20 protein-coding genes, 1 tRNA gene and 1 pseudogene are annotated in these 21991 nt (G+C 60.2%); 17 read left to right on the top strand and 5 right to left on the bottom strand.

All coding sequences use genetic code 11. From position 1 onward, the window contains the following. Positions 1 to 6: 6 nt before the first annotated feature. Both BQ8011_RS01555 and BQ8011_RS01550 read left to right on the top strand, forming a co-directional pair. On the top strand, positions 7 to 1671 hold the full coding sequence (locus BQ8011_RS01555) for a sensor histidine kinase (RefSeq protein WP_072456955.1): 1665 nt from the start codon (positions 7 to 9) through the stop codon (positions 1669 to 1671). A 136-nt stretch (positions 1672 to 1807) separates the two neighbouring features. Beyond that, positions 1808 to 2755: an Abi family protein gene (locus BQ8011_RS01550; protein ID WP_072457823.1), complete on the top strand. Its 948-nt coding sequence runs from the start codon at positions 1808 to 1810 to the stop codon at positions 2753 to 2755. Between the two features lie 68 nt (positions 2756 to 2823). On the opposite strand, the gene BQ8011_RS01545 is transcribed toward BQ8011_RS01550, so the two are convergent. Beyond that, the gene (locus BQ8011_RS01545) at positions 2824 to 4548 is read right to left on the bottom strand and encodes a phosphoenolpyruvate--protein phosphotransferase (RefSeq protein ID WP_072456953.1); all 1725 of its coding nucleotides are present in this window, start codon (positions 4546 to 4548) and stop codon (positions 2824 to 2826) included. 185 nt (positions 4549 to 4733) lie between these two features. Between BQ8011_RS01545 and BQ8011_RS01540 the strand changes: the two genes are divergently transcribed. Both BQ8011_RS01540 and BQ8011_RS01535 read left to right on the top strand, forming a co-directional pair. Beyond that, the gene (locus tag BQ8011_RS01540; protein ID WP_072456951.1) at positions 4734 to 6050 is read left to right on the top strand and encodes an aspartate kinase; all 1317 of its coding nucleotides are present in this window, start codon (positions 4734 to 4736) and stop codon (positions 6048 to 6050) included. Positions 6051 to 6081: 31 nt separating this feature from the next. Next, entirely contained in the window at positions 6082 to 7131 is a 1050-nt protein-coding gene (locus BQ8011_RS01535; RefSeq protein ID WP_034501113.1) for an aspartate-semialdehyde dehydrogenase, read from the top strand. A 142-nt stretch (positions 7132 to 7273) separates the two neighbouring features. Here BQ8011_RS01535 and trxA read toward each other — a convergent pair whose 3' ends face one another. The 3 genes from trxA to BQ8011_RS01520 form a co-directional block, all read right to left on the bottom strand. Continuing rightward, positions 7274 to 7675, bottom strand: a complete 402-nt coding sequence (gene trxA / locus BQ8011_RS01530) for a thioredoxin (protein WP_267958468.1) — start codon at positions 7673 to 7675, stop codon at positions 7274 to 7276. Between the two features lie 83 nt (positions 7676 to 7758). After that, a complete protein-coding gene (locus BQ8011_RS01525; protein WP_072456949.1) occupies positions 7759 to 8466 on the bottom strand; it encodes a TetR/AcrR family transcriptional regulator in 708 nt (235 codons plus the stop codon). Between the two features lie 64 nt (positions 8467 to 8530). Then, entirely contained in the window at positions 8531 to 8974 is a 444-nt protein-coding gene (locus BQ8011_RS01520) for a (deoxy)nucleoside triphosphate pyrophosphohydrolase (protein WP_072456947.1), read from the bottom strand. Between the two features lie 96 nt (positions 8975 to 9070). Here BQ8011_RS01520 and BQ8011_RS01515 point away from each other — a divergent pair. The 8 genes and pseudogenes from BQ8011_RS01515 (at position 9071) to BQ8011_RS01480 (ending at position 16369) form a co-directional block, all read left to right on the top strand. Further along, positions 9071 to 9144 (top strand) — tRNA-Gly (locus BQ8011_RS01515). A 223-nt stretch (positions 9145 to 9367) separates the two neighbouring features. Next, positions 9368 to 10501: a hypothetical protein gene (locus BQ8011_RS01510; protein WP_231945336.1), complete on the top strand. Its 1134-nt coding sequence runs from the start codon at positions 9368 to 9370 to the stop codon at positions 10499 to 10501. A 151-nt stretch (positions 10502 to 10652) separates the two neighbouring features. Beyond that, complete coding sequence (locus BQ8011_RS01505) at positions 10653 to 11045, top strand: MmcQ/YjbR family DNA-binding protein (RefSeq protein WP_072457821.1); 393 nt, start codon at positions 10653 to 10655, stop codon at positions 11043 to 11045. 179 nt (positions 11046 to 11224) lie between these two features. Further along, a complete protein-coding gene (locus BQ8011_RS01500; RefSeq protein ID WP_072456945.1) occupies positions 11225 to 12301 on the top strand; it encodes an efflux RND transporter periplasmic adaptor subunit in 1077 nt (358 codons plus the stop codon). Next, positions 12298 to 13134 carry an ABC transporter ATP-binding protein gene (locus BQ8011_RS01495; RefSeq protein ID WP_072456943.1) on the top strand — a complete coding sequence of 279 codons (837 nt, stop codon included), beginning with the start codon at positions 12298 to 12300 and terminating at the stop codon, positions 13132 to 13134. Before BQ8011_RS01500 ends, BQ8011_RS01495 begins: the two co-directional genes overlap by 4 nt. Continuing rightward, positions 13131 to 14276 (top strand): annotated as a pseudogene (locus tag BQ8011_RS09040) (ABC transporter permease); the annotation flags it as partial. The gene BQ8011_RS01495 and the pseudogene BQ8011_RS09040, both read left to right, overlap by 4 nt. Continuing rightward, positions 14268 to 15041: an ABC transporter ATP-binding protein gene (locus BQ8011_RS09105; RefSeq protein WP_268753928.1), complete on the top strand. Its 774-nt coding sequence runs from the start codon at positions 14268 to 14270 to the stop codon at positions 15039 to 15041. The pseudogene BQ8011_RS09040 and the gene BQ8011_RS09105, both read left to right, overlap by 9 nt. Continuing rightward, positions 15038 to 16369 carry an ABC transporter permease gene (locus BQ8011_RS01480; RefSeq protein ID WP_072456941.1) on the top strand — a complete coding sequence of 444 codons (1332 nt, stop codon included), beginning with the start codon at positions 15038 to 15040 and terminating at the stop codon, positions 16367 to 16369. Before BQ8011_RS09105 ends, BQ8011_RS01480 begins: the two co-directional genes overlap by 4 nt. A gap of 70 nt (positions 16370 to 16439) precedes the next feature. Here the strand turns inward: BQ8011_RS01480 and BQ8011_RS01475 are convergent, their stop codons facing one another. Continuing rightward, the gene (locus BQ8011_RS01475) at positions 16440 to 16670 is read right to left on the bottom strand and encodes a hypothetical protein (protein ID WP_072457820.1); all 231 of its coding nucleotides are present in this window, start codon (positions 16668 to 16670) and stop codon (positions 16440 to 16442) included. Between the two features lie 71 nt (positions 16671 to 16741). Here BQ8011_RS01475 and BQ8011_RS01470 point away from each other — a divergent pair, with 71 nt between their 5' ends. The 5 genes from BQ8011_RS01470 to BQ8011_RS01450 all read left to right on the top strand — a co-directional run bounded on the left by BQ8011_RS01470 (position 16742) and on the right by BQ8011_RS01450 (position 21982). Then, the gene (locus BQ8011_RS01470) at positions 16742 to 17596 is read left to right on the top strand and encodes an alpha/beta hydrolase (RefSeq protein ID WP_231945335.1); all 855 of its coding nucleotides are present in this window, start codon (positions 16742 to 16744) and stop codon (positions 17594 to 17596) included. 6 nt (positions 17597 to 17602) lie between these two features. Further along, complete coding sequence (locus BQ8011_RS01465; RefSeq protein WP_072456937.1) at positions 17603 to 18571, top strand: alpha/beta hydrolase fold domain-containing protein; 969 nt, start codon at positions 17603 to 17605, stop codon at positions 18569 to 18571. Positions 18572 to 18811: 240 nt separating this feature from the next. Further along, on the top strand, positions 18812 to 20179 hold the full coding sequence (locus BQ8011_RS01460; RefSeq protein WP_072456935.1) for an extracellular solute-binding protein: 1368 nt from the start codon (positions 18812 to 18814) through the stop codon (positions 20177 to 20179). A 97-nt stretch (positions 20180 to 20276) separates the two neighbouring features. Continuing rightward, positions 20277 to 21122, top strand: a complete 846-nt coding sequence (locus tag BQ8011_RS01455) for a carbohydrate ABC transporter permease (protein WP_081940736.1) — start codon at positions 20277 to 20279, stop codon at positions 21120 to 21122. After that, positions 21122 to 21982, top strand: a complete 861-nt coding sequence (locus tag BQ8011_RS01450) for a carbohydrate ABC transporter permease (RefSeq protein ID WP_072456931.1) — start codon at positions 21122 to 21124, stop codon at positions 21980 to 21982. The genes BQ8011_RS01455 and BQ8011_RS01450 overlap by 1 nt, the downstream gene beginning before the upstream one ends. The last annotated feature ends 9 nt before the right edge of the window (positions 21983 to 21991 follow it).

Raw genomic sequence — 21991 nt, 5'->3', positions numbered from 1 at the left:
GCGCCAATGACAAGCTCTGCCCCCCAAGCTTCGAATACCGAATCGCAAGCGCGCGCTCCCAAGCACAGTGCTCCCCAGACAAAGCGCAAGCGATCTCGTCTTCTCACTGTTCGCCTGAGTCGTTTTCTTGCTGCAGCTGTCGCTTTAGCGTTGGTCACCATGCTTGCTGCCTCGGCGCTTGCAATGCATTCGTGGATGACTTCCAAGATCGATAGTTCGCTCGAATCCATGCTCAGCAGGCTTGAAAAGAACGCAGAGCTCAGTTTGCAGCAACCTGTTCCCCCACCCCCGCCTCCAACGGCCGGGTCACAGGACGACCAGGATGATCACGGTCCATCACAGTCGAATTCCCCAAGTTCCTCCGCTTCGCCAAGCGAACACGGACCGCGCGGCTTGCGAGGCCCGGGTTCTTCAGAAGGCCAGTTGCAGCTCATCAAAGACGACGATGAGATCGTTTCAGGTGTCGTCAAGCAATTTGATGTGGTGGAGCTCGATACCGCCGCTCAGCAGCAGATTCTCTCTCTGCGCTGTGATGGACACGGGCACAATGTCAGCCTGACGAATTTTGGCTCTTTCAGGATCATGTGCGGTCAATCAGAGTCACGGACACTGGTCGTCGGCCTGTCTTTGGCGGCCAATAACTCGACGCTGATTATGTTGGTGGCTCTTGAAGGTGTCATCGCTCTGGTCGTGATCGCCGGTGCGACTTTCATCGGCCGCAAGTGGATTCGCAGGGAAATGCTCCCCTTGGGTGAGGTAGCGGCGACCGCGAGAAGCATCGGCACCAAAGACCTGATTGCTACTCCAACGGTTGAGGACTTCCAACGCGTTGATTACTCCATCGCCCAGCCTGGTGATGAGGTCGGCGATGTTGGTTACGCCCTGAATACGATGATCGACAATGTTGAAACGGCACTTCAGGCCCGCGCCGAATCCGAGCAGCGCCTGCGCCAGTTCGTCGCCGATGCCTCGCACGAGCTTCGCACTCCATTGGCGTCGATTCAGGGCTACACGCAGCTTCTGCAAAAGGGAAGCGCGGATGAGGAGCTTGCGCTCGCGCGTATTGCCTCAGAGTCTGCCCGCATGTCCGGTCTGGTCGAAGACCTCCTGCTATTGGCTCGCTTGGATGCGGGCCGAGAACTCGCCAGTGATCCGGTCGACCTGATCCCCCTGGCGATTGACGCGGTTTCGGATGCGCACGCGGCGGGCCCGGATCACGAGTGGGTCTTGGACCTCCCTCAGTTCGATGACGAGGACGAAGACTGCGTCTCCTGCACGGTTGCGGGCGATGAATCCGCACTTCGCCAGGTGTTCGCAAACCTGGTGAATAACGCGCGAATCCACACTCCCGCGGGCACGCGCGTCAAGGTTGGCGTGCAGGTGATCGGCGGCGGGGCCTCGGCACCGGGGTTTGTGCGCATGAGTGTTGCCGACGACGGCCCGGGTATCCCGCCCGAGTTGCGCGCTACCGTCTTTGATCGTTTCGTCCGAGGCGACACTTCGCGCTCGCGTCAGGGGAAGGGATCGTCTGGCCTTGGGCTGTCGATCGTTTCTTCGATCGCCGAGGCCTTGGGCGGCCGGGTGGATGTGGATACCGTGTGCGAAGGCGAAGCTAAGCCCGGTGAACACGGGACGACTTTCTCGGTGATCCTGCCTGCGATGGAATTGTGACCTGCACAATTTATACGAAAAGCGAATGACAGAATGGCATAAATTCGATATTCTTTAATCAATCGTTCAGCCCGCCTCAACCGATATGGTTGAGAGTGGGCTGGATCTTTATCAGCGAATGACAAGGATGTCTTCGATGTCAAAGGAACTGAAGCCGGCAACGACGATTAGTGAACAGATAGAGACATTACGCGAACGCGGCATGCAAGTTGATGAGCAGCTTGCGCGGCAATGGCTCTCGAATGTTAGCTATTACCGGCTCTCAGCGTACTGGTATCCAGCTCGGAAACTTGACGATGATGGTACACATCTCGATGAATTTGACAATGGAATCTCTTTCGCGGATGTAGTCGCATTGTATGAGGCCGATCGGAAGCTACGTACCCTCCTTTTTGATGCGATTGAGCGCATTGAAACGACGATGCGGACGAGAATCGGGGACTGTTTATGTATGACCGATCCGGTTTTCTATCAAAATCCTGCTAATTTCCGTCCGAACTTTCGACATAAGCAGTGGCTCGAAACCGCCGATAAACGGATTTCCCGTATGCGTATGCGTAGCGAAGCAATTCAGCATTATTGTGATGTCTATAATTCTCAGTTTCCGTTTTGGGTATTGGCTGAGATCCTTGATTTCAGTGATTTATCGCGAATGTTTGACGGGATGCGTGTTCGGGACCAGCAAACGGTTGCAGAGAGTCTGGGGATACGAATTAATCTGAATTCCTTGTCTCGGAATCAGCAGGAGAAAGCAAAGAAACAATCACCATTAGCACGGTGGCTCGAACAGTTTGCAATCATACGGAATACATGCGCACACCACGGTCGACTGTGGAATAAATCGTTTACCCCGGCTCCCACTTCGGCGTTAAAATCGCAAACGAAATTCTCTGCGCTTCCAGCACGACAAAGCGAACGCATCTTTGGTGCGATTGTCGTCATGTCGCATCTTCTGAGAGTAACGTCTCCGGGAACTACATGGCCGGATAAAGTTTCGAGGCTCCTTGTTGAGGAATTTCTGCAGAACCCATTGGTTCGAACTCCGAGCCTCGGAATACCTGAAGAGTGGAACCGGACTTTTTAATCGTCCCGATCAGATTCAGTCAGGTATCTGCGTAACCAGAAGTGAGTACTTCAGATCCTTGCTTGCCCTTAGAACTCCACTTCGAGCGCAGTGCGCGCACGGTAGCGCGCATCGCCCGGGTCAGCGGCCTCGACAACTGAAGCAGCAGCCAAGCGGCACTGTGCCAAGCTCACCTGAGCAAGCTGCGCGCCCACCGAGGGGATGGCCAAGCGCGGCATTGACAGCGCGGGCACACCCATACCCGCGAAAACGCAAGCCAGCAGCGGGTCAGCCGCGGCCTCGCCACACACACTCACGCTCACCCCGTGAGCGAGGCCAGCGTGCGCAACCTGCGCAATCAAGCGCAAAGGCGCGGGTTGCCAAGGATCGGAATACTCGGCAAGGTCCGGTGAGAGGCGGTCCGAAGCCATCGTGTACTGGGTGAGGTCATTCGAACCAATCGACACGAAGTCCACGTGCTCCATGATTGAATCGATCATCAGTGCTGCTGCGGGGACCTCAATCATGACCCCAGCATGCAGCTCGACCTCGAAACGCTCGGAGAGCTGGCGAACCGAGGAGACAAACCACTTGGCCTCGGCAGCAGTTGACACCATCGGCGCCATCACCGAAACCGAAGTCTCACGCTGACGCATCGCCGCAAACGCAATCGCCTCGAGCTGGTTTTGGAGAATCTGCGGATGCGGGCCCGAGGTTCGGATCCCGCGAACGCCAAGAGCCGGGTTCTCCTCGCCGGGAATCGTCGCATAGGCCAGCGGCTTGTCGGAGCCTGCATCCAGCGTGCGCACGCACACCGAATACCCCTGGAACTCTTGGAAAATACTCGAATAAAACTCGGTCTGTTCCTCAATGGAAGGCTCGGTTTGTGCGTTGAGGAAGGCAATTTCTGAACGGAAAAGCCCGATCGAATCGGCAAGCGGAGAACGAGCAGCAGCCTTCGCGCTGGCCAGGTCGTGGATGTTTGCCAGCAAACGCACGGGATGATCATCTGAGGTGTGTGCAGGCGGTGCCCACCTGAGGGTGGCCTCGGCGCGGCGGCGATCCCTCTCCACGGCCTCGCGGGCCTCATTTTCGGGAACGCCAGTGGTCACGGAACCCACAAAAGCATCCATGAGTACATACTCGCCCGTGCGGATCTCGTTGATGCGACGAGCGGCCACGATGCAGGGGATCCCCAGCTGGCGCGCGATGATCGAGGTGTGCGAGGTGGGGCCGCCCAGCTGGGTCACGATTCCCACGCAGTGCGCGGGGTTGAGATGCGCCGTGTCCGAGGGCGACAAATCCCGCGCGCAGAGAATATAGGGGCTTTCCGAGGCCGCCTGTACCTTTCGCGCATGCACGCGCGCATCGCTGGCCTCGTCACCTGAGGAAGCAGCTAAGTGGGCAAGAATCAGGTCGCGCACGTCCTTAAGGTCCGCCACGCGCTCGAGCATGAGTCCGCCCGAAGCGCGGAAGACTTCGGTGAACTTTTCGGTCGCGCGAACAACCGCCTGAGGAGCAGGAACCCCTGAATAAATCCACGATTGTGCCTCCGCAATCCAGCTGGGATCGGTCGCCAGGGAAGCGGTCATCATGAGCACGTCGGAGACATCGCCGTAGGCCTGTTCGGACTGGGCGAAGAGGTCATCGCCGACGCTTCGGCAGATCTCTTCCAAATGCGCGGCACATGCGGCGCGCTCTGTGGGGGGAAGCTCGGTGAACTCTGTTGGGGGGAGGGGGTGACGTGATGTCCATACGATCGGCGCGTAGGACACTCCGTGAACAACGGGAGTGCCGTAAACCGTGTGTGACATCGTGCGTTCCTTTCTTGGGAGCCGAGCTCACACTATTCTCCCATGCCCTGTAGGCCTTGGTATGTGCGGTAAGTTACGTTTACAAATTGGTACAAACGTTCACGTGTTGGTCAAAAGTCGCAGTAACCCCAAACTTTCGCCACGATTAGGGAAGGAAACCAGAACACAGACAGTTAGGACTACTCGTGGCGCTCATCGTGCAAAAGTACGGAGGCTCGTCCGTCGCCGATGTCGAAGCGATCAAACGCGTTGCAAAACGCATCGTCGACACTCGAAACGCCGGACACAAGCTCGTCGTTGTCGTCTCCGCAATGGGCGATACAACTGACGACCTCTTGGACACGGCCGCTCAGATTACCGAGCATGCTCCCGAACGTGAAATGGATATTCTCCTCACCGCGGGCGAGCGTATTTCGATGGCCCTCCTGTCTATGGCGATTAACGAATTGGGTGTTGCCGCTCAGGCCTTCACCGGCGCACAGGCAGGCATTCACACGACCTCCGCCTACGGCCGCGCACAAATCACCGGCATGGTTCCTGAGCGCATTGCCCGCGCAATCTCGGAAGGGCAGGTCGCAATTGTCGCCGGATTCCAAGGAATTTCCGATGACGAGGACGTGACGACCCTGGGCCGAGGTGGCTCCGATACGACCGCGGTCGCTCTCGCGGCTGCCCTCCACGCTGATGTCTGCGAGATCTACACCGACGTTGATGGCCTTTTCTCTGCAGACCCGCGAATCGTAAAAAAGGCCCACCGCGTTCGCACTATCTCGACCGAAGAAACCCTGGAGCTGGCCGCTCACGGAGCGAAGATCCTCCACCTGCGCGCCGTTGAGTTTGCCCGCCGCTACAAGGTTCCCTTGCACGTGCGTTCTTCTTTCTCCGAGAAAGATGGAACCTGGATTTCCGACACCCCTGCGTCCCCCTCACTTAAAGGCCTGGTTCCCGAGGCCGCATTCCTTGACCCGAAAGAAGGACAGATGGAACAGCCCATCATTTCTGGAATTGCCCATGACCGCGGCCAGGACAAGATCACTGTTGCCGGTGTCCCGAACCACCCCGGTCGCGCGGCGAAGGTCTTTAAGACCATTGCTGCTGCGGGCGCCAATATTGACATGATCGTCCAGAACATCCCCGTCGGCGATCGCACTCGCGCGAACATCACCTTCACCATTCCCGAGGCTGACGCCCAGGTTGCTCTGGATGCTTTGGATGCCGCGAAGGAAGAGATTGGTTTCCAAGAGGTCCTCTACAACCCGAACATCGGCAAGCTTTCGCTGGTGGGTACTGGCATGCGCACCAACCCGGGTGTGGCCGCACGCCTGTTCGCTGCGCTGTCTGAGGCGGGAATCAACATCGATCTGATTTCTTCTTCCGAGATTCGTCTGTCGATCGTGACTCGATTGGAAGACCTGGACCGCGCGGTTGCAGTTGTTCACTCTGCTTTCGGCATGGACGCCGAAGTTTCCGAGGCCGTTGTCTACGCTGGCACGGGCCGCTGAGAACGCGTATTTACACAAAGAGAGGCTGAAAATGGCTGGTTTGACGGTTGCTGTTGTCGGTGCGACGGGCCAGGTTGGTCGCGTGATGCGCACAATCCTGGAAGAGCGAAACTTCCCGGTTGAAACGATTCGTTTCTTTGCCTCCGCTCGCTCGGCGGGTTCGACACTCCCGTGGAAGGGCACAGAGGTCGTCGTTGAAGACGTCGCGACCGCCGACTTCTCCGGGATCGACATCGCGATCTTCTCCGCGGGTGCAACGGCCTCGCGCGAGTACGCGCCGAAGTTTGCCGAGGCCGGCGCAGTAGTCGTCGACAACTCCTCCGCATGGCGCAAGGACCCCGAGGTCCCGCTGGTCGTCTCCGAAGTGAACGGTGCAGATATCGCCGATCGCCCCAAGGGCATCATTGCCAACCCGAACTGCACGACCATGGCCGTCATGCCTGCAATTAAGCCGCTTGCGCAAGCTGCTGGCGGTATTGAGCGTCTGACCGTATCCTCTTACCAGGCCGTGTCTGGCTCGGGACTCAAGGGTGTTCGTGAGCTCCTCGATCAGGTTCGCGGCACCGTCGATCAGAACCTCGAGGGCCTGACCACCGACGGACATGCCGTTGATTTCGGTACTCCCCAGGTTTACGTTGCCCCCATCGCTTTCGATGTTGTGCCCTTGGCCGGTTCGATTGTTGACGATGGCAGCTTCGAGACTGACGAAGAGCAGAAGCTCCGTAACGAATCGCGTCGTATCCTGCATGCTCCCAATCTGCTTGTGAGTGGTACCTGCGTGCGCGTACCGGTCCTGACCGCACACACGATGACCGTCCACGCCGAGTTCCCCGCCTCGATTTCTCGTGACGAGGCCGTGGCCGCGCTCAACAGTGCTCCCGGAGTTCGCGTCGTCGACGTCCCGACCCCGCTTGAGGCTGCCGGTGAAGACGATGTCTTGGTCGGCCGTATTCGCCAGGACCAGGCCGTTCCGGATAACCGCGGCATTGTTTTCGTGGTGAGTGGCGATAACCTGCGCAAGGGCGCAGCTCTGAATGCAATTCAGCTGGCTGAACTGGTTGCTGCTGAGCTACAGGGCTAGAGCATGTCGAACGAGCCGGGTTCTTGCGCGTACTGCGTGGGTGCCGCCTGAACGGATGCGCTCCTAGGTAAGCAATAAGTGGTGGGGACGGCTTGGCCGTCCCCACCACTTATCTGTCGTACGAAGTCAGTACTGAGTGAGGTCAGTCGTTCTGAGCTTCCTGCTTTGCGACCTCTGCGTGGACCTCTTCCATGTTGAGGGCTTGTGCCTGGGAGACGAGGTCGTCAATGGCTGCTCCGGGGATTGCGCCGGAGTTGCGGAAGATCAGGACGCCTTCGCGGAAGATCATCAGGGTCGGGATTGATGCGATCTCCAGTGCTGCGGCGATGTCCTGGTTGGCATCGGTATCGACCTTTGCGAAAACAACATCTTCGTGACGCTCTGAGGCTGCTTCGAAGATCGGGCCGAACTGGCGGCAGGGGCCGCACCAGCTTGCCCAGAAATCCACCAGCACGATCTTGTCAGAGTTGATGGTCTCGTTGAAGTTTTCCGAGGTGAGCGCGATCGTGCTCATGTGGGTACTCCTTTTTTCGGTGAGGGGCACACGCCCCGGGTTATGTTTAGCTCAACGGCGTGTGCCGGTCACTTATTCCACGATCCTATAGGAGTTTGCGAGATCACAAATGCTCATGCGCTGACCGGGCAGCGCATGTAGGCGGTATCTCCGGCTGTTTCTCTGTCATCTGCACCGTCCTCTGAGGCGTTCTCAACCGAGGAGGGACGTTGCGCGGAGGAAGTAATGGGGATATCCGCGCCGACGCCTCGAAGAATGAAGGTTTGCACGGTGGCGATCGTCGCCTCGCGCTGCTGGGGATTTGCGGGGAGGCGATTGCCTGCCAAGCATGAGTGGATCAGGGGGATCAGGGCATGCGGATTTTGTTTGGGGATGACGCCGCTTTCCATGCATCGGCCAAGGATTTCCAGGAGCCTGGTCGAGATGATTGTTGCGTGATCGTGCAGGTGCGCGGAGTTCTCGCGCGAAACCTGAGTGCGCAGGTTAAAAGTCGAATTCAGGTGGTAGCGGGTCGTCATCTCCAGGTGTGCGCGGATATAGATACGCAATTGGGCTAGGGGATCGTTGACCTGTGTGATCGCCTCTTCGAGGCGTTGCGAGAATTGCAGGGTGACGCGACGCATGAACTCAAGAAGGAGGACTTCCTTGTCGGGGAAGTGGTTGTAGACCGCGGTGCGGCCGACTTTTGCGCGCGTGGCGATTTGGGACATCGAGATTGAGTCGAAAGGCTGCTCGGCGAGAAGGCTTGCGAGAGCATCGAAAAGGCGGTTGCGGGTGAGCTCTCGGTGGTCGGCTAGCGAGTCCCCAATAATCTTCGGCATACATCTATTCTGACAGAAAAAGCAGAAGTGTCTGAATCGAAATCGGGTGTGTGGGCGATGCCTATCAACAAGGAACCGCAGATGAGTACTGCTCGATCGCAGCTTGAACGATGGGAAGGTCTGCGGGAATCCAGGGAAGAGCAAGGACCTCGTCAAGGCGAGTCCACCGCAGTTCCAGGTGGGAGTGCCCGGGAGTGAGCTGTTGGTCGGGGTCCGCAAGCGTGCAGCCCCACACCGCCATGACGCGTCCAGCAAGGATTGGCCACCATGGTCCCTCGGGGGAGAAGATGGGCTGGTGGACCACCAGCGCGCACCCCAGTTCCTCGTCGATTTCGCGTACGAGGCCGCGCACGGGGTCTTCGCCTTCCTCAACCTTTCCGCCGGGGAGCTCGAAGAGGCCTCGTAAATCTTCCGGATAGGAGCGCGAGGCGCACAAAAGCGCGCTTGGGTGGGGGAGGCGATCAAAGATTGCGGCGGCAACGACGGGGCGCGGGTTGGGTGAAGTCACGCCTTTAAGTCTAGAGGTCATGCTTTGGACTGCAGGCGGGGGAGCCGCTATGATGAACGAGTTGTGCCGGTCATACCGATTGGTATCAGGCGCTTCGCGGGCGTAGTTCAATGGTAGAACTTCAGCTTCCCAAGCTGACAGCGCGGGTTCGATTCCCGTCGCCCGCTCCAGACTTTCCGTTGAAATAACGCCGTTTTCGAGAAATCGGAAGCGGCGCGTTCTGGTCGAAGGGTGCTTGCGGGCGAGCCTGTGCTAGCCTGGATGCCAACAGGATTCCCCGCACCTCTCCTCTGGATGTGTCCCAGGGGAGACGTTTTTTACCCGGGGTACTTCATAGACCTGAAGCTTTCGACGACGATCGCCGAATAACTTGTTCTGATCGAATGAGTATGAATGAGGTGCTCAGCGGCCCTTGGGTTGCGCGTTGATGGGGAGGCCACGGTGGGTTCGCGGTTAGGTGTGCTGCTTAAGACTGCTGCTGGTTGGGAGATTTTCTACGACCATTGGGCAGCCCAAACGATCGGCTTGGACATTGCGCTCGATGGTGCGCAGGCCACCATCGAGCGCGTGCGTCGTATGGCTCCGATGGGTGTTGACGATCCGCATGCTTGGAAGGGGGCTACGTGGATTGAGGGCACGCTGCTGATCGATGAGACCAGGAAACTGGTGGTGTGGGCAGAGGAGAGCGAGGCGCTCTACATGCCTCGACTTATCAACTACCTCGTTGAGCACACTTGGCCTGGGTGGACGGCCGTCTGGTCAGCCGAAGGAACCAGGGGAACCCTTCGGGCTGCTGGCGTCGATCCGGCCACCATCTTCACACACCGTTCTGATCGTTTGCCATGCGATCGCGCGCCCGATCTAGAGCCATGGGATGAGTGGCACGGAGCTGATCCCATCACCGTACGCATGGCAGACGGCACCTTGGTCACCTGGCGCGCTTACGGCTTCCTGGACGATGTTGTTGGATTCGGTCCTGAGAATTTCCTGGCTTTGGCTCGTGAGGTAGCCTCCCGAAAACCGGATGAATCGAATGCGTGGGAGCCGACCATGGATGACGATGTTCCGACTACCGGGATATTCGTGGACTACCAAGCACGCTCGCTGCGCTGGTGGTCGCTCCAGGACGAGGACTTGCACCTGGAGGATTTCACGGCGTTGTGGCCGGGATGGACACTCACCAGCACTTCCGACGACTACTCATGGCATCAAGAACTCGCCGGCGAGGTATTCCGTACTTGGACTAACGACGTAGACGAATGCCGCTCTTGGATCGCAAAGGCCATCGAGGAAGGCGCACGAGCCAACCCGCTCGTGAGTATGGCCATCGCCCTGTCAGGCCAGGGGCACGAGGTCAGCCCGTACGCCTCCGCCTTGGAATTCGTTCCCTCCAACCGCAAGGCCACGATGGAAAGCTTCGACCGGCTCCTCGATGCCGTGTGCGACGAACCATTGAAACCCGCACGAATGATCGACCGACACGGAACCATCACACCTCCGTTGAACGAGGAAGAGCGGACTTGCTGAGCCGCCCCTTGGTGCCCCACCAAGTCCCCAACCCGCCAACGCTATGTCCTGAAGTCATATACTTGCACACCCTCCTGACACGCCCCAGGGCATCCCGCCACCCCGACAATGCATTTTTGTTACTCGGAAGACGTAGTGAATGGGGGTCCGCATGAAGGCCGACCTAGATGATGAACAGCTTTGGAAAACTGTCGTTGACGCTGCGCTCGAGCTTCCCGCAAGCGAGCTTTATCCCTTTAATGAGGAGTGGGAGGTCGCGCGAGTATGCGGTAAATGGTTCATGATCTCAACCGTCCGCGGGAAGAGGATGGTGAATCTCAAGACGGATCCAGAGGAAGCCCGTGCGCTCTGTGAAAGCTTTGAATCGATCACTCCGGGTTATCACATGAACAAGAAACACTGGATCACCGTCATGCCGGGACCGGGGATTAACGACGAGCTCATCCGCGAGCTTGTCAGGGAGTCGTACCTGCTAGTAGTCGACGGGCTGCCGAAGTATCAACAGCCAGTTGATCCTGCACGCTATGGGCACCGCGAAGACTGAGGTATTTGCTTTCAGCTAGGTAATGACTTTCGTTGATTCGTCATCCAAGTTAGGGGCAAGAACGTGCGACGCCCAGCAGGCGGGACGCTCCCTGAGAAATCCCTGAAGTGGGGAAGCATTGTTGTGAGAATAACGCGCGCCTTACAATTGGGCAACGCCGTTCATCGAAGGAGACGCACGTGGCACAAAAGACCCGCACCGCCCAGGTGTTCGATGTTGTCAAGGTTCTTGCCTGGGTAGTAATCGCCGTGGCCTTGGTGAAGTTTGCGTTCTTCCCGGCCGCGCAGGAGAAGCAGACGAGCGGCGACGTGGATCCGGGCGGGTCCTTCGGGCAGATGACAATCTCCGTTGGGCGCGCAGATATCACCAATACGGTGATCCTGACGGGCACGATTCAGCCCGATGAGCCGGTCGTCGCCCGTGCGACCCTGGACGGCAACGTCGTGCGCACCTTCGTCAATGACGGTGACAAGGTTTCCAAGGGTGATGCGCTCCTCCAGATCCGCAAGGAGATTCCCGGCGACACCCGGCAGGTGACCGACGAAGAAGGCAACGTGAGCGTCGAGACCTCCGAGCCGACCTACAAGTACGAGACCGTCATGTCCCCCGGCGATGGCACGGTTTCGACGGGGGTACTCGTCGGCCAGCAGTTCGCGATTGGCGACACGGTTGCGACGATTGTCCCCCCGACCTTCTCCGCGGTCGCCTCCCTGAGTGCGGACCAGATGTACCGCATGCAGGACGCTCCTTCGACGGCGACCGTTACCATTAAGAACGGCCCCGCGCCCTTCGAGTGCTCGGGTGTGAAGGTGGTGAGTTCGGCCGGCAAGGCGCAGGACTCGAAATCAAACGCCGGGTCCGATCACGGGGCCTCGGCCTCGACGGACCTGAAGGCCCGCTGCGCGATCCCCTCCAACCAGAAGGTGTTCGCCGGCCTGCAGGTCACTCTCGAAATGACGGCCGGATCGGCGATGGGCGTCCTCGCGGTGCCGATCTCCGCGGTCGAAGGCCGCTACCAGTCCGGCTCCGTCTACCTGCCGACCTCCGACCCGACTAAGCCCGAGAAGCGCGCCGTCACCCTGGGCATCACGGACGGCAAGATGGTCGAGATCAAGAAGGGACTGACGGAGGGCGAGGAGATCCTCGAGTTCACCCCGACCTCGAACAAGGACAATCAGGACGGCCAGACCGGCCCCTACGGCGGTATGGACTCCGGCGTGGCCGGGGGCTCGGGCAACGCAGCGGGCACACAATGAGTCTCGTGTGCCTGCGGGATGTGACCCGCACGGTGACCTTGCCTGACGGGGAGGCCCTGCACATTCTGCGCGGCGTCGACCTGGACGTCGCCGCGGGCGAGCATGTGTCTATCGTGGGTCGATCGGGCACGGGTAAATCCACGATGCTCAACATCATCGGCCTGCTCGATGTCCCCACGTCCGGCAGCTACGAGCTCGACGGCGTGGATACGACGCGGCTTGGCGAAGGGCGCCGCGCTCGCATGCGCGGAGAAGACTTCGGCTTCGTCTTCCAGCAATTCAACATCTTCGCTGCACGCACGGCCTGCGAAAACGTCGAGGTTCCCCTCCTGTACGCCCCCGGCCCCCAGCTGCTGCGCAGGCGCTCGATCGCCCTCGACATGCTCGGGCGTGTGGGTTTGGCGGATCGCGCGGATTCCTACCCGGGTGAGATGAGCGGCGGCGAGCAGCAGCGTATCGCGATCGCGCGCGCCCTTGTGCGTCGCCCACGTGTGATCCTGGCGGACGAGCCGACCGGTGCGCTCGACCCGGATACGGGGAGCGTCGTCATGAGCCTCCTCGAGGAGATCGCCCGCGAATCCAACTCGGCGCTCATCGTCATCACCCACGACATGGCCGTGGCCGCTCGAGCGCAGCGCGCCTACGAACTCTACGACGGCACGCTGCACGAGGTCGAGGATCCCTCCACTCTTGCACAGCGCGCGGAGGCTGGGCATTCGGGAAACGTGGGTACAGAACCCGCTGTGGCTGAACCTCCGCTCCCGCCCGCCGAGGGCGACCCGGAAGCTGAGCAGGCCTCGTCCCCCACGATGTTGCAGGAGGGTGAGCAATGAACGCCGTTAGTCAGATCCTGGGCGCGCTCATCGAGGCCTGGGGCGAGGTCAAGGTCCAGAAGGCGCGCGTCGTCCTCTCCCTCGTGGGCGTGGTCGCGGCTGTGGCCGCCATGACGATCGTCATCGCGCTCGGCGACCTGCTCCTGCAGTCCTCGCGTGAATTGGCGGAACTCTACGAGGGGCGCTCCGTCACCCTGCGCCTGACCCCCGAAAGCTCCTCGGCCTCCTCGGATGGTTCGGCGGGCAGCGGTCCCTATCAGGATGCATCCGATCCCGCCTCGGCCGCCGGCGCGCAGATGGCGAAGCGACCCGACGAGAAGGATGTCCTCGGCGAGGCTATGGGTACCCTGGCCGAGCGCATGGACATTCACTACTGGTCGCGCTTCTCCAGCGGCGGCGGCGACATCGTCGAAACTCGACAGGCGCGCTCCAGCGGGCAATTCCGCGGCTACCCGCTCACGAACATCTCCGACATGGTCGACGGCGTGGCATTCCAGGGCGTGGACCCCTCCTACGAGGTCATCTTCCGCACGCGCATGCTCGCCGGCCGATGGGTCGTGAGCAGCGACGCCGACCAGCGCCTGGTCCCCGTCGTCATCTCCGAAAGCCTGTGGAACCAGCTGGGGCGCGCCCCCATCGACCAGGTTCCGATCGTCCTCCACACGAGTGATGGCACGGCGATGCGCGTCGTCGGCATCACCAAGTCGAAGAGCTCCTTCGACATGCCGACCGTGTTCGCGCATTACGACGCGGCGCGCATCTCATTCCCGCAGATGGGTGCGCCGTCCATGTTCGCGTGGGTGGGCACCGAGAACGCGGATCAGGCCCGCGAGAACCTGCCGCGTGCCCTGGCCTCGATCCTCGGCGAAGGTTGGCAGGTCTCCGTCTCGGGCGGCGAGCACGAGGACATCGGCGAGGAGCAGCTCGGCACGATCTCCAACGTCATCATGGTCATCGGCGGCATCATCGTGTTCCTGGGGGCCCTCGGCCTGCTGAACGTCGCGATCGTAACCGTGCGCCAGCGCGTGCGCGAGATCGGCATCCGCCGCGCCGTCGGCGCCTCCGCGGCGCGCGTATTCTTCGCGGTCTTCATGGAGTCCGTCGTCGCGACCTTCGTCGCCGGCGTCATCGGTGTGGNTCTGCGCGGCGTCGACCTGGACGTCGCCGCGGGCGAGCATGTGTCTATCGTGGGTCGATCGGGCACGGGTAAATCCACGATGCTCAACATCATCGGCCTGCTCGATGTCCCCACGTCCGGCAGCTACGAGCTCGACGGCGTGGATACGACGCGGCTTGGCGAAGGGCGCCGCGCTCGCATGCGCGGAGAAGACTTCGGCTTCGTCTTCCAGCAATTCAACATCTTCGCTGCACGCACGGCCTGCGAAAACGTCGAGGTTCCCCTCCTGTACGCCCCCGGCCCCCAGCTGCTGCGCAGGCGCTCGATCGCCCTCGACATGCTCGGGCGTGTGGGTTTGGCGGATCGCGCGGATTCCTACCCGGGTGAGATGAGCGGCGGCGAGCAGCAGCGTATCGCGATCGCGCGCGCCCTTGTGCGTCGCCCACGTGTGATCCTGGCGGACGAGCCGACCGGTGCGCTCGACCCGGATACGGGGAGCGTCGTCATGAGCCTCCTCGAGGAGATCGCCCGCGAATCCAACTCGGCGCTCATCGTCATCACCCACGACATGGCCGTGGCCGCTCGAGCGCAGCGCGCCTACGAACTCTACGACGGCACGCTGCACGAGGTCGAGGATCCCTCCACTCTTGCACAGCGCGCGGAGGCTGGGCATTCGGGAAACGTGGGTACAGAACCCGCTGTGGCTGAACCTCCGCTCCCGCCCGCCGAGGGCGACCCGGAAGCTGAGCAGGCCTCGTCCCCCACGATGTTGCAGGAGGGTGAGCAATGAACGCCGTTAGTCAGATCCTGGGCGCGCTCATCGAGGCCTGGGGCGAGGTCAAGGTCCAGAAGGCGCGCGTCGTCCTCTCCCTCGTGGGCGTGGTCGCGGCTGTGGCCGCCATGACGATCGTCATCGCGCTCGGCGACCTGCTCCTGCAGTCCTCGCGTGAATTGGCGGAACTCTACGAGGGGCGCTCCGTCACCCTGCGCCTGACCCCCGAAAGCTCCTCGGCCTCCTCGGATGGTTCGGCGGGCAGCGGTCCCTATCAGGATGCATCCGATCCCGCCTCGGCCGCCGGCGCGCAGATGGCGAAGCGACCCGACGAGAAGGATGTCCTCGGCGAGGCTATGGGTACCCTGGCCGAGCGCATGGACATTCACTACTGGTCGCGCTTCTCCAGCGGCGGCGGCGACATCGTCGAAACTCGACAGGCGCGCTCCAGCGGGCAATTCCGCGGCTACCCGCTCACGAACATCTCCGACATGGTCGACGGCGTGGCATTCCAGGGCGTGGACCCCTCCTACGAGGTCATCTTCCGCACGCGCATGCTCGCCGGCCGATGGGTCGTGAGCAGCGACGCCGACCAGCGCCTGGTCCCCGTCGTCATCTCCGAAAGCCTGTGGAACCAGCTGGGGCGCGCCCCCATCGACCAGGTTCCGATCGTCCTCCACACGAGTGATGGCACGGCGATGCGCGTCGTCGGCATCACCAAGTCGAAGAGCTCCTTCGACATGCCGACCGTGTTCGCGCATTACGACGCGGCGCGCATCTCATTCCCGCAGATGGGTGCGCCGTCCATGTTCGCGTGGGTGGGCACCGAGAACGCGGATCAGGCCCGCGAGAACCTGCCGCGTGCCCTGGCCTCGATCCTCGGCGAAGGTTGGCAGGTCTCCGTCTCGGGCGGCGAGCACGAGGACATCGGCGAGGAGCAGCTCGGCACGATCTCCAACGTCATCATGGTCATCGGCGGCATCATCGTGTTCCTGGGGGCCCTCGGCCTGCTGAACGTCGCGATCGTAACCGTGCGCCAGCGCGTGCGCGAGATCGGCATCCGCCGCGCCGTCGGCGCCTCCGCGGCGCGCGTATTCTTCGCGGTCTTCATGGAGTCCGTCGTCGCGACCTTCGTCGCCGGCGTCATCGGTGTGGGAATCGCGGTCGTCGTCGTCCGATTCCTGCCCCTGGAGGCGCTCAATATCTCTTTGAGTGACACCCCGGCCTTCCCCGCCGGCGCCGCCATCGCCGGCGTCGCCATCTCCACGAGCATCGGCGCCCTGTGCGGCATCATCCCAGCATTCGCGGCCGTGCGGATTAAGCCGATTGATGCGATCCGCTACTGATTGATCGGCGAGGTCAGGTCTCTCCAAGCGGATCGCGTGCGGACCGCTTTTTGTTGCCTGGAGGTACGCCTTACTCCGCGTCTTCATGCCAGATCTGACGGAGCTGAACACCCATGGGGTAGGTCTCCATCGTTCCGTCGGCAAAATTCACTTCGACGCGTTCTTCATCGTCCTCGTCGTCGGGGTCGCCCGCCCAGTCGACCCATTCGATCATCGGGGACAACTCGCCGTTATCCCTGACAATTCGATAGCCCTCGCCAAGCAGCTCAGACATGACGTTTTCGATCTTGCTCTCATCCATGGCATCCTCCGTGATGATCAGAATGATTGAGTGTGTGGAGCGTACCCATAGATTAGCAGCAAACTTCCTGTATGCTTCCTGCATACGGAGCGGATGCTCATGGAGGAGAAGCAATGACCCCGGCGCGCCTTGCCGCGAATATTTCAGGTACCCCCTCAAAAGGACGTATCTACGCGCTTCACGGCGTGACCGACAATGCCGCATCCCTCAGTGATATCTCCGCTCGCTGGTCCAGCGACTATGAAGTCGTCTTGATCGACGCCCTGGGACACGGCTGTTCCCCGTGCTTTACTCCCACGCAGCTCGAGGACCCCTTCGAAGCGCTCGTCAGCAGCGCGGCCTCGTTAATCTGCACAATCGAAGAATCCTCACCCGCACCCTTCGTCGCCCTCCTCGGCCACTCGATGGGCGGAGCGACCGCGGCCGACGTCGTTTCGCGAGGCCTCGCCCCCGTTGACGCCCTGGTGCTGGAAGACCCCGCACTTCTCACCCCCGACCAGCGCGAGCACTTCCGCGCAAGCGCCGAAGACCGTATCGCCCGCTGCGATGAAGTCACGCAGTGGATGGGACGCGAAATCGACATCCTCCTCAAGGACTACCCCCAGTGGAGTCCTTCCGAGGCCGGCGGCTGGGCTCAAGGAAAAGCCCAAGTCGACCGCGACTTCCTTGCCCGCGGAGTCGTGAGTGGAAGCCGAAGTCGCGAAGAAATCCTCGCCCCAATTTCAGTACCAACCCTGCTCATGACCGGCGATGGCGACGACGTACTGATCGGGCCCGGCGGGATTGACGAGATCAGCGCAATGGGGAACCCGTCTGTTGAAACTCTGCTCATTCCTGGCGCGCGCCACTGCGTGCGCCACTCGACCCCCGCCCCCTTCTATGCCGCCGTCGATGCATTCTTTACCCGAGTCGCGCCGAGCAAGTGAGGAACGATGAGTACCTATCCCATCTACCTGCGTCCCGAACTCGCACCGATCATCGCCGAAACCCCCGAGCAAACAACGTGGGATCTGCCCGCCATGCGCGCTGGGGGAGATGCGCTTCTGGCAAACCCCCACGAAGCAGACAATAGAGTCGAAGTGACCGCGCGCGGGCGCACCTTTATTCCTGCCGATTTGGCTGAGGACGCGCCCCTGATCATCTCGATCCACGGCGGCGGATACGTCGCGGGCCGCGCCGCTTTCGATGACGCGAAGAACGACGAGCTGGCCACGCGTTTCGGTGCGATCATCGTCTCTCCGGAGTACCGCCTCGCACCCGAATTTCCCTTCCCGATCCCCGTCGACGACTGCATTTCCGCGCTTGCCGAGGCCCTTGAGCGCTTCGGACACGAGCGTCCAACTTTCATCCTGGGGGATTCAGCGGGAGCAGGGCTGGCCTATTCCATGGTGAGTCGCCTGTGTGGGTTGGGTCTGCAAATGGCGCAAGACGAGGTAATCGCGGCTCGATACAAACGAATTGCATCCCTGATCAGGGGCATCATCTTGCTTGAGCCCTGTGTTGATCCGACCCTGTCGACCCCCTCAAGCAGGTTCTTCACTGAGGGTCCCGTGTGGACGCGTCGCGCGGCGGCTGGAGCCTGGCGTCACTACTTCGGTGTTCCTTTGGATGCAGAAGTAACAATTCCCCTGCGTCTGATCGAGGCGGCATTCCCGAAGCCGAGCGCAGAGTTCAGGGAAGAAGGCTTCCCACCCGCGCTCATCGTTGTCAACCCCGTCGATCCTCTTCGAGATGAGGGAATCGCGCTGGCAACAGGCCTCGTTGATGCCGGTTGCATCGCAGAAATGCATATGTTCGCAGGGACCTTCCACGGTTCTTTGTCAATGCCGGGATCGGTGACTTGGCATGAAATTCAGCTGCTGATTGATCGTTTCGTGAAAGAAAACTCAGCGGTCCGTTAGCGCATTCATATACGCGCTGACCTGCGTTTATTCATTTCAGTGCCCTTGATGGGGGCATCCAGCATCTTTTGTGCTCTTCGTAACCAAAGTGCAATCCATGGACTCTGGAATTGGCTTTCTACGTAGTAATACAGTTCACATAAGGACTTCCGTGTCAAAGGGGCATGAGGGGGAGCGGGAACGGCAGTGTGGCCACCCGCCCACCTACAGGAAGTCGCAGAACTATCAAAGGAGAGTTCAATGGCACGACGTGCACTCGCGGCTGTTGCCGTAGTCGGTATCGCAGCTGTGGGCCTGACCGCCTGCTCTGGATCCAAGGACAAAGCCGCCTCTGGAAGCTCAGAAGGAAAATCGCTGGTTGTCACCTATTACAAGACCTCGTCCTTCCCGCAGATTGAAGACTTCATGAAGCGCGCGAAGGAAGAGTTCGAGTCCACTCACAAGGACGTCACCATCGATCTGCAGCCCGTTGAAGCGGACGCCGATCAGTACATGACCAAGCTCGCGCTGATGAACAAGTCGAAGTCCAAGGCTCCCGACATCATCTACGAAGACACCTTCCAGGTCATGAGTGATGCGGCAGCCGGATACCTGGCCCCGATCGACGACTACGTCAAGAATTGGGATGAGTGGAGCCAGTACCCCGAAAGCTCGATCCAGGGCGCAAAGGGCCTGGACGGCAAGCTCTACGGCGTTCCCTTCGGCACCGATACTCGCGGTATCTACTACAACAAGAAGATCTTTGAGCAGGCAGGACTGCCCACTGACTGGCAGCCTAAGAGCTGGGATGACCTGCTTTCTGCTGCGCGCACCATCAAGGAAAAGGTGCCCGACGTCATCCCCATGAACATCTACGCGGGCCGTGCAGGTGGCGAACAGACCAGCATGCAGGGCTTTGAAATGCTGCTCTACGGCACCCAGGACACCCTCTACAACACCGACACCAACAAGTGGGTCACGGGATCCCAAGGTTTCAAGGACGCACTGACCTTCTACCAGACCGCATACTCAGAGGGCCTCACTCCCTCCAACGACATCGCACTGGATAAGGCTGTTGGAACCCGTGTGTCCACCGAACTCCTTCCCAAGGGCAAGCTCGCCATTGATATTGATGGCTCCTGGCTGCCTTACGTGTGGATGCAGGAGTCGACGAAGTGGGCAGAATGGCAAGAAACCATCGGCCTCGCAAAGATGCCGACCCAGAAGGGACAGGCACCCGGATTCACCACTCTCTCCGGTGGCTGGGTTCTCTCTGTCGGATCTCAAACCAAGGATCCCGCACTGGCAGCCGACTTCGTCAAGACTGCGCTGAACAAGAAGGGCTCCCTGCAGTACTCCATCGCAACCTCTGCGATCGCAGTCCGCAAGGACATCGTTTCTGACCCCGAGTACCTCGCAGCCAACCCCTCTTTCAAGTTCTTCGCAGGAATTGTTGAATACACGCACTTCCGTCCCGCAACTCCTGACTACCCGCAGATCTCCACAAATATCCAGACGGCCACCGAATCCGTGGTGACGAAGGAACAGACCCCCGAGCAGGCCGCAAAGGCCTACGACGAGGGCCTGGTGAAGATCGTCGGCGAAAAGAACGTCGAAGCGGCGAAGTAACATGTCCACCTCGGTTCGTGTGGGGACCGAGAGCACTGCGACCCCTGGCGGGCGACGCGAGACACTACTTGCTCGCGCCGCCCGCCAAACGGGCCGAATGGGTCTTCTGTTTCCAGCAGTTGCCCTTATGGCGGTGTTCCTCGTAGGTCCCATTGCATATTCGGTGTATGGGTCTTTGACCAATGCCGCCCTCTCGGGCTACAAAGCAGCAAATCCTGAATTTGTCGGCCTCGAGAACTACGCGGATCTGCTGTCCAGCGGAGCATTCTGGAAAGCGGTCCTGCTGACGATCATCTTCGTTGTCGCCTCGGCGGTGATCGGCCAAAATATCTTGGGACTAGCCCTTGCCATGCTCATGAGCAAAGCCCCCAAGATTCTCTCCACCCTGGTCGGCGGCGTCGTTGTCATCGCGTGGGTTATGCCGGAGATCGTCGCAGCCTTCGCGCTCTACGCCTTCTTCTCCACCGACGGAACGCTAAATACGCTGCTGAGCTACATCGGCCTCGGCGGAACAACCTGGCTGTTGACCTTCCCCATGTTCTCCGTGATCATGGCGAATATCTGGCGCGGAACAGCTTTCTCGATGATGGTCTACTCCGCTGCGCTGGCCGAAGTTCCGCCTGAGATTCAAGAAGCCGCGAAGGTTGACGGCGCACGGGGCTGGCAGCGATTCTGCTTCGTGACCCTGCCGATGATCAAGGGTTCTATTTCGACAAACCTCCTGTTGACGACCCTTCAGACCCTGGGTGTCTTCACCCTTCTCTGGGTTATGACAGGCGGTGGCCCGGGCACTCAATCCACGACCCTCCCGGTCATGGCTTACCAAGAAGCCTTTAAGAACTCCCTCATTGGCTACGGAACGGCTATTGCAACCGTGACCATTGTTCTGGGTGCACTCTTTGCGCTGGTCTACATTCGCGCTCTCAAGCCGGAGGTGGACTGATGGCTACGCAGCGCAAAGGAATCCCCTCCGTTGCTAATCCGCGAGAAAAGACCGTCCGTCTGATTTCGAGCACTATCCTTGCTCTGATCGGCATCTCCTTTGTCGTTCCACTGGCATGGGTTCTCTTCGCATCTTTCAATCCGACAGCGACGGTGTCCTTAAGTATCCCCGAGCACTTCACGACCTCGAATTACTCGGATATTGCGACATTTGATCGCACGTGGCTGCCGCTGTGGAACTCCGCGATTCTCTCCTTCGGCACGGCCATTTTGACCGTGTTCGTTGGCGCGCTCGCGGCTTATCCGCTTTCTCGCTACAAGAGTCGTTTCGCGCGTGGATTCATGTACACGATCCTTTTTGGAACCTGCCTTCCCATCACGGCGCTCATGGTTCCCGTATATTCGCTCTTTGTCAGCATGGATTTGATCGATTCAATCCCGGGGATTATCTGCTTCATGACCGCAACCTCCCTGCCCATGGCAGTGTGGATGCTCAAAAACTTCATGGACTCAGTCCCCGTATCCCTCGAAGAAGCGGCCTGGGTCGACGGTGCCAGCGCGCTCAAAGCACTGCGCACCATCGTCTTACCGCTGATGAAGCCGGGCCTCTTGGTGGTCTTCATCTTCATCTTCACCGCGACCTGGGGGAACTTCTTCGTCCCCTTCATCCTCACGACTGACCCGGACATTCAGCCCGCAGCCGTTGCCATCTACCAATTCTTTGGGACGCACGGCGCGGTCGTCTACGGAAAACTGGCCGCATTCGCTGTGATCTACTCCAGCCCGGCGTTAATCCTCTACGCGATCATGCAAAAGGTCTCGGGAGGAAGCTTCGCCTTGGCTGGAGCCGTGAAGGGATAGGCCTCCCCT

The sequence above is a fragment of the Actinomyces marseillensis genome (assembly GCF_900155605.1).
Classification (GTDB): Bacteria; Actinomycetota; Actinomycetes; order Actinomycetales; family Actinomycetaceae; genus Pauljensenia; species Pauljensenia marseillensis.
The sequence above is the reverse complement of the archived record's forward strand: the minus strand, read 5'-3'. Positions and strand labels throughout refer to the sequence as shown.

Bases quoted from the DNA above. Each gene is read 5' to 3' on its own strand.
- BQ8011_RS01455 (WP_081940736.1), top strand. From the start codon at position 20,277: ATGGGTCTTCTGTTTCCAGCAGTTGCCCTTATGGCGGTGTTCCTCGTA.
- BQ8011_RS01555 (WP_072456955.1), top strand. From the start codon at position 7: ATGACAAGCTCTGCCCCCCAAGCTTCGAATACCGAATCGCAAGCGCGC.
- BQ8011_RS01460 (WP_072456935.1), top strand. From the start codon at position 18,812: ATGGCACGACGTGCACTCGCGGCTGTTGCCGTAGTCGGTATCGCAGCT.
- BQ8011_RS01545 (WP_072456953.1), bottom strand. From the start codon at position 4,548: ATGTCACACACGGTTTACGGCACTCCCGTTGTTCACGGAGTGTCCTAC.
- BQ8011_RS01525 (WP_072456949.1), bottom strand. From the start codon at position 8,466: ATGCCGAAGATTATTGGGGACTCGCTAGCCGACCACCGAGAGCTCACC.
- BQ8011_RS01465 (WP_072456937.1), top strand. From the start codon at position 17,603: ATGAGTACCTATCCCATCTACCTGCGTCCCGAACTCGCACCGATCATC.
- BQ8011_RS01535 (WP_034501113.1), top strand. From the start codon at position 6,082: ATGGCTGGTTTGACGGTTGCTGTTGTCGGTGCGACGGGCCAGGTTGGT.
- BQ8011_RS01505 (WP_072457821.1), top strand. From the start codon at position 10,653: ATGAAGGCCGACCTAGATGATGAACAGCTTTGGAAAACTGTCGTTGAC.
- BQ8011_RS01550 (WP_072457823.1), top strand. From the start codon at position 1,808: ATGTCAAAGGAACTGAAGCCGGCAACGACGATTAGTGAACAGATAGAG.
- BQ8011_RS01450 (WP_072456931.1), top strand. From the start codon at position 21,122: ATGGCTACGCAGCGCAAAGGAATCCCCTCCGTTGCTAATCCGCGAGAA.
- BQ8011_RS01480 (WP_072456941.1), top strand. From the start codon at position 15,038: ATGAACGCCGTTAGTCAGATCCTGGGCGCGCTCATCGAGGCCTGGGGC.
- BQ8011_RS01495 (WP_072456943.1), top strand. From the start codon at position 12,298: ATGAGTCTCGTGTGCCTGCGGGATGTGACCCGCACGGTGACCTTGCCT.
- BQ8011_RS01475 (WP_072457820.1), bottom strand. From the start codon at position 16,670: ATGGATGAGAGCAAGATCGAAAACGTCATGTCTGAGCTGCTTGGCGAG.
- BQ8011_RS01470 (WP_231945335.1), top strand. From the start codon at position 16,742: ATGCTTCCTGCATACGGAGCGGATGCTCATGGAGGAGAAGCAATGACC.
- BQ8011_RS01510 (WP_231945336.1), top strand. From the start codon at position 9,368: ATGAGGTGCTCAGCGGCCCTTGGGTTGCGCGTTGATGGGGAGGCCACG.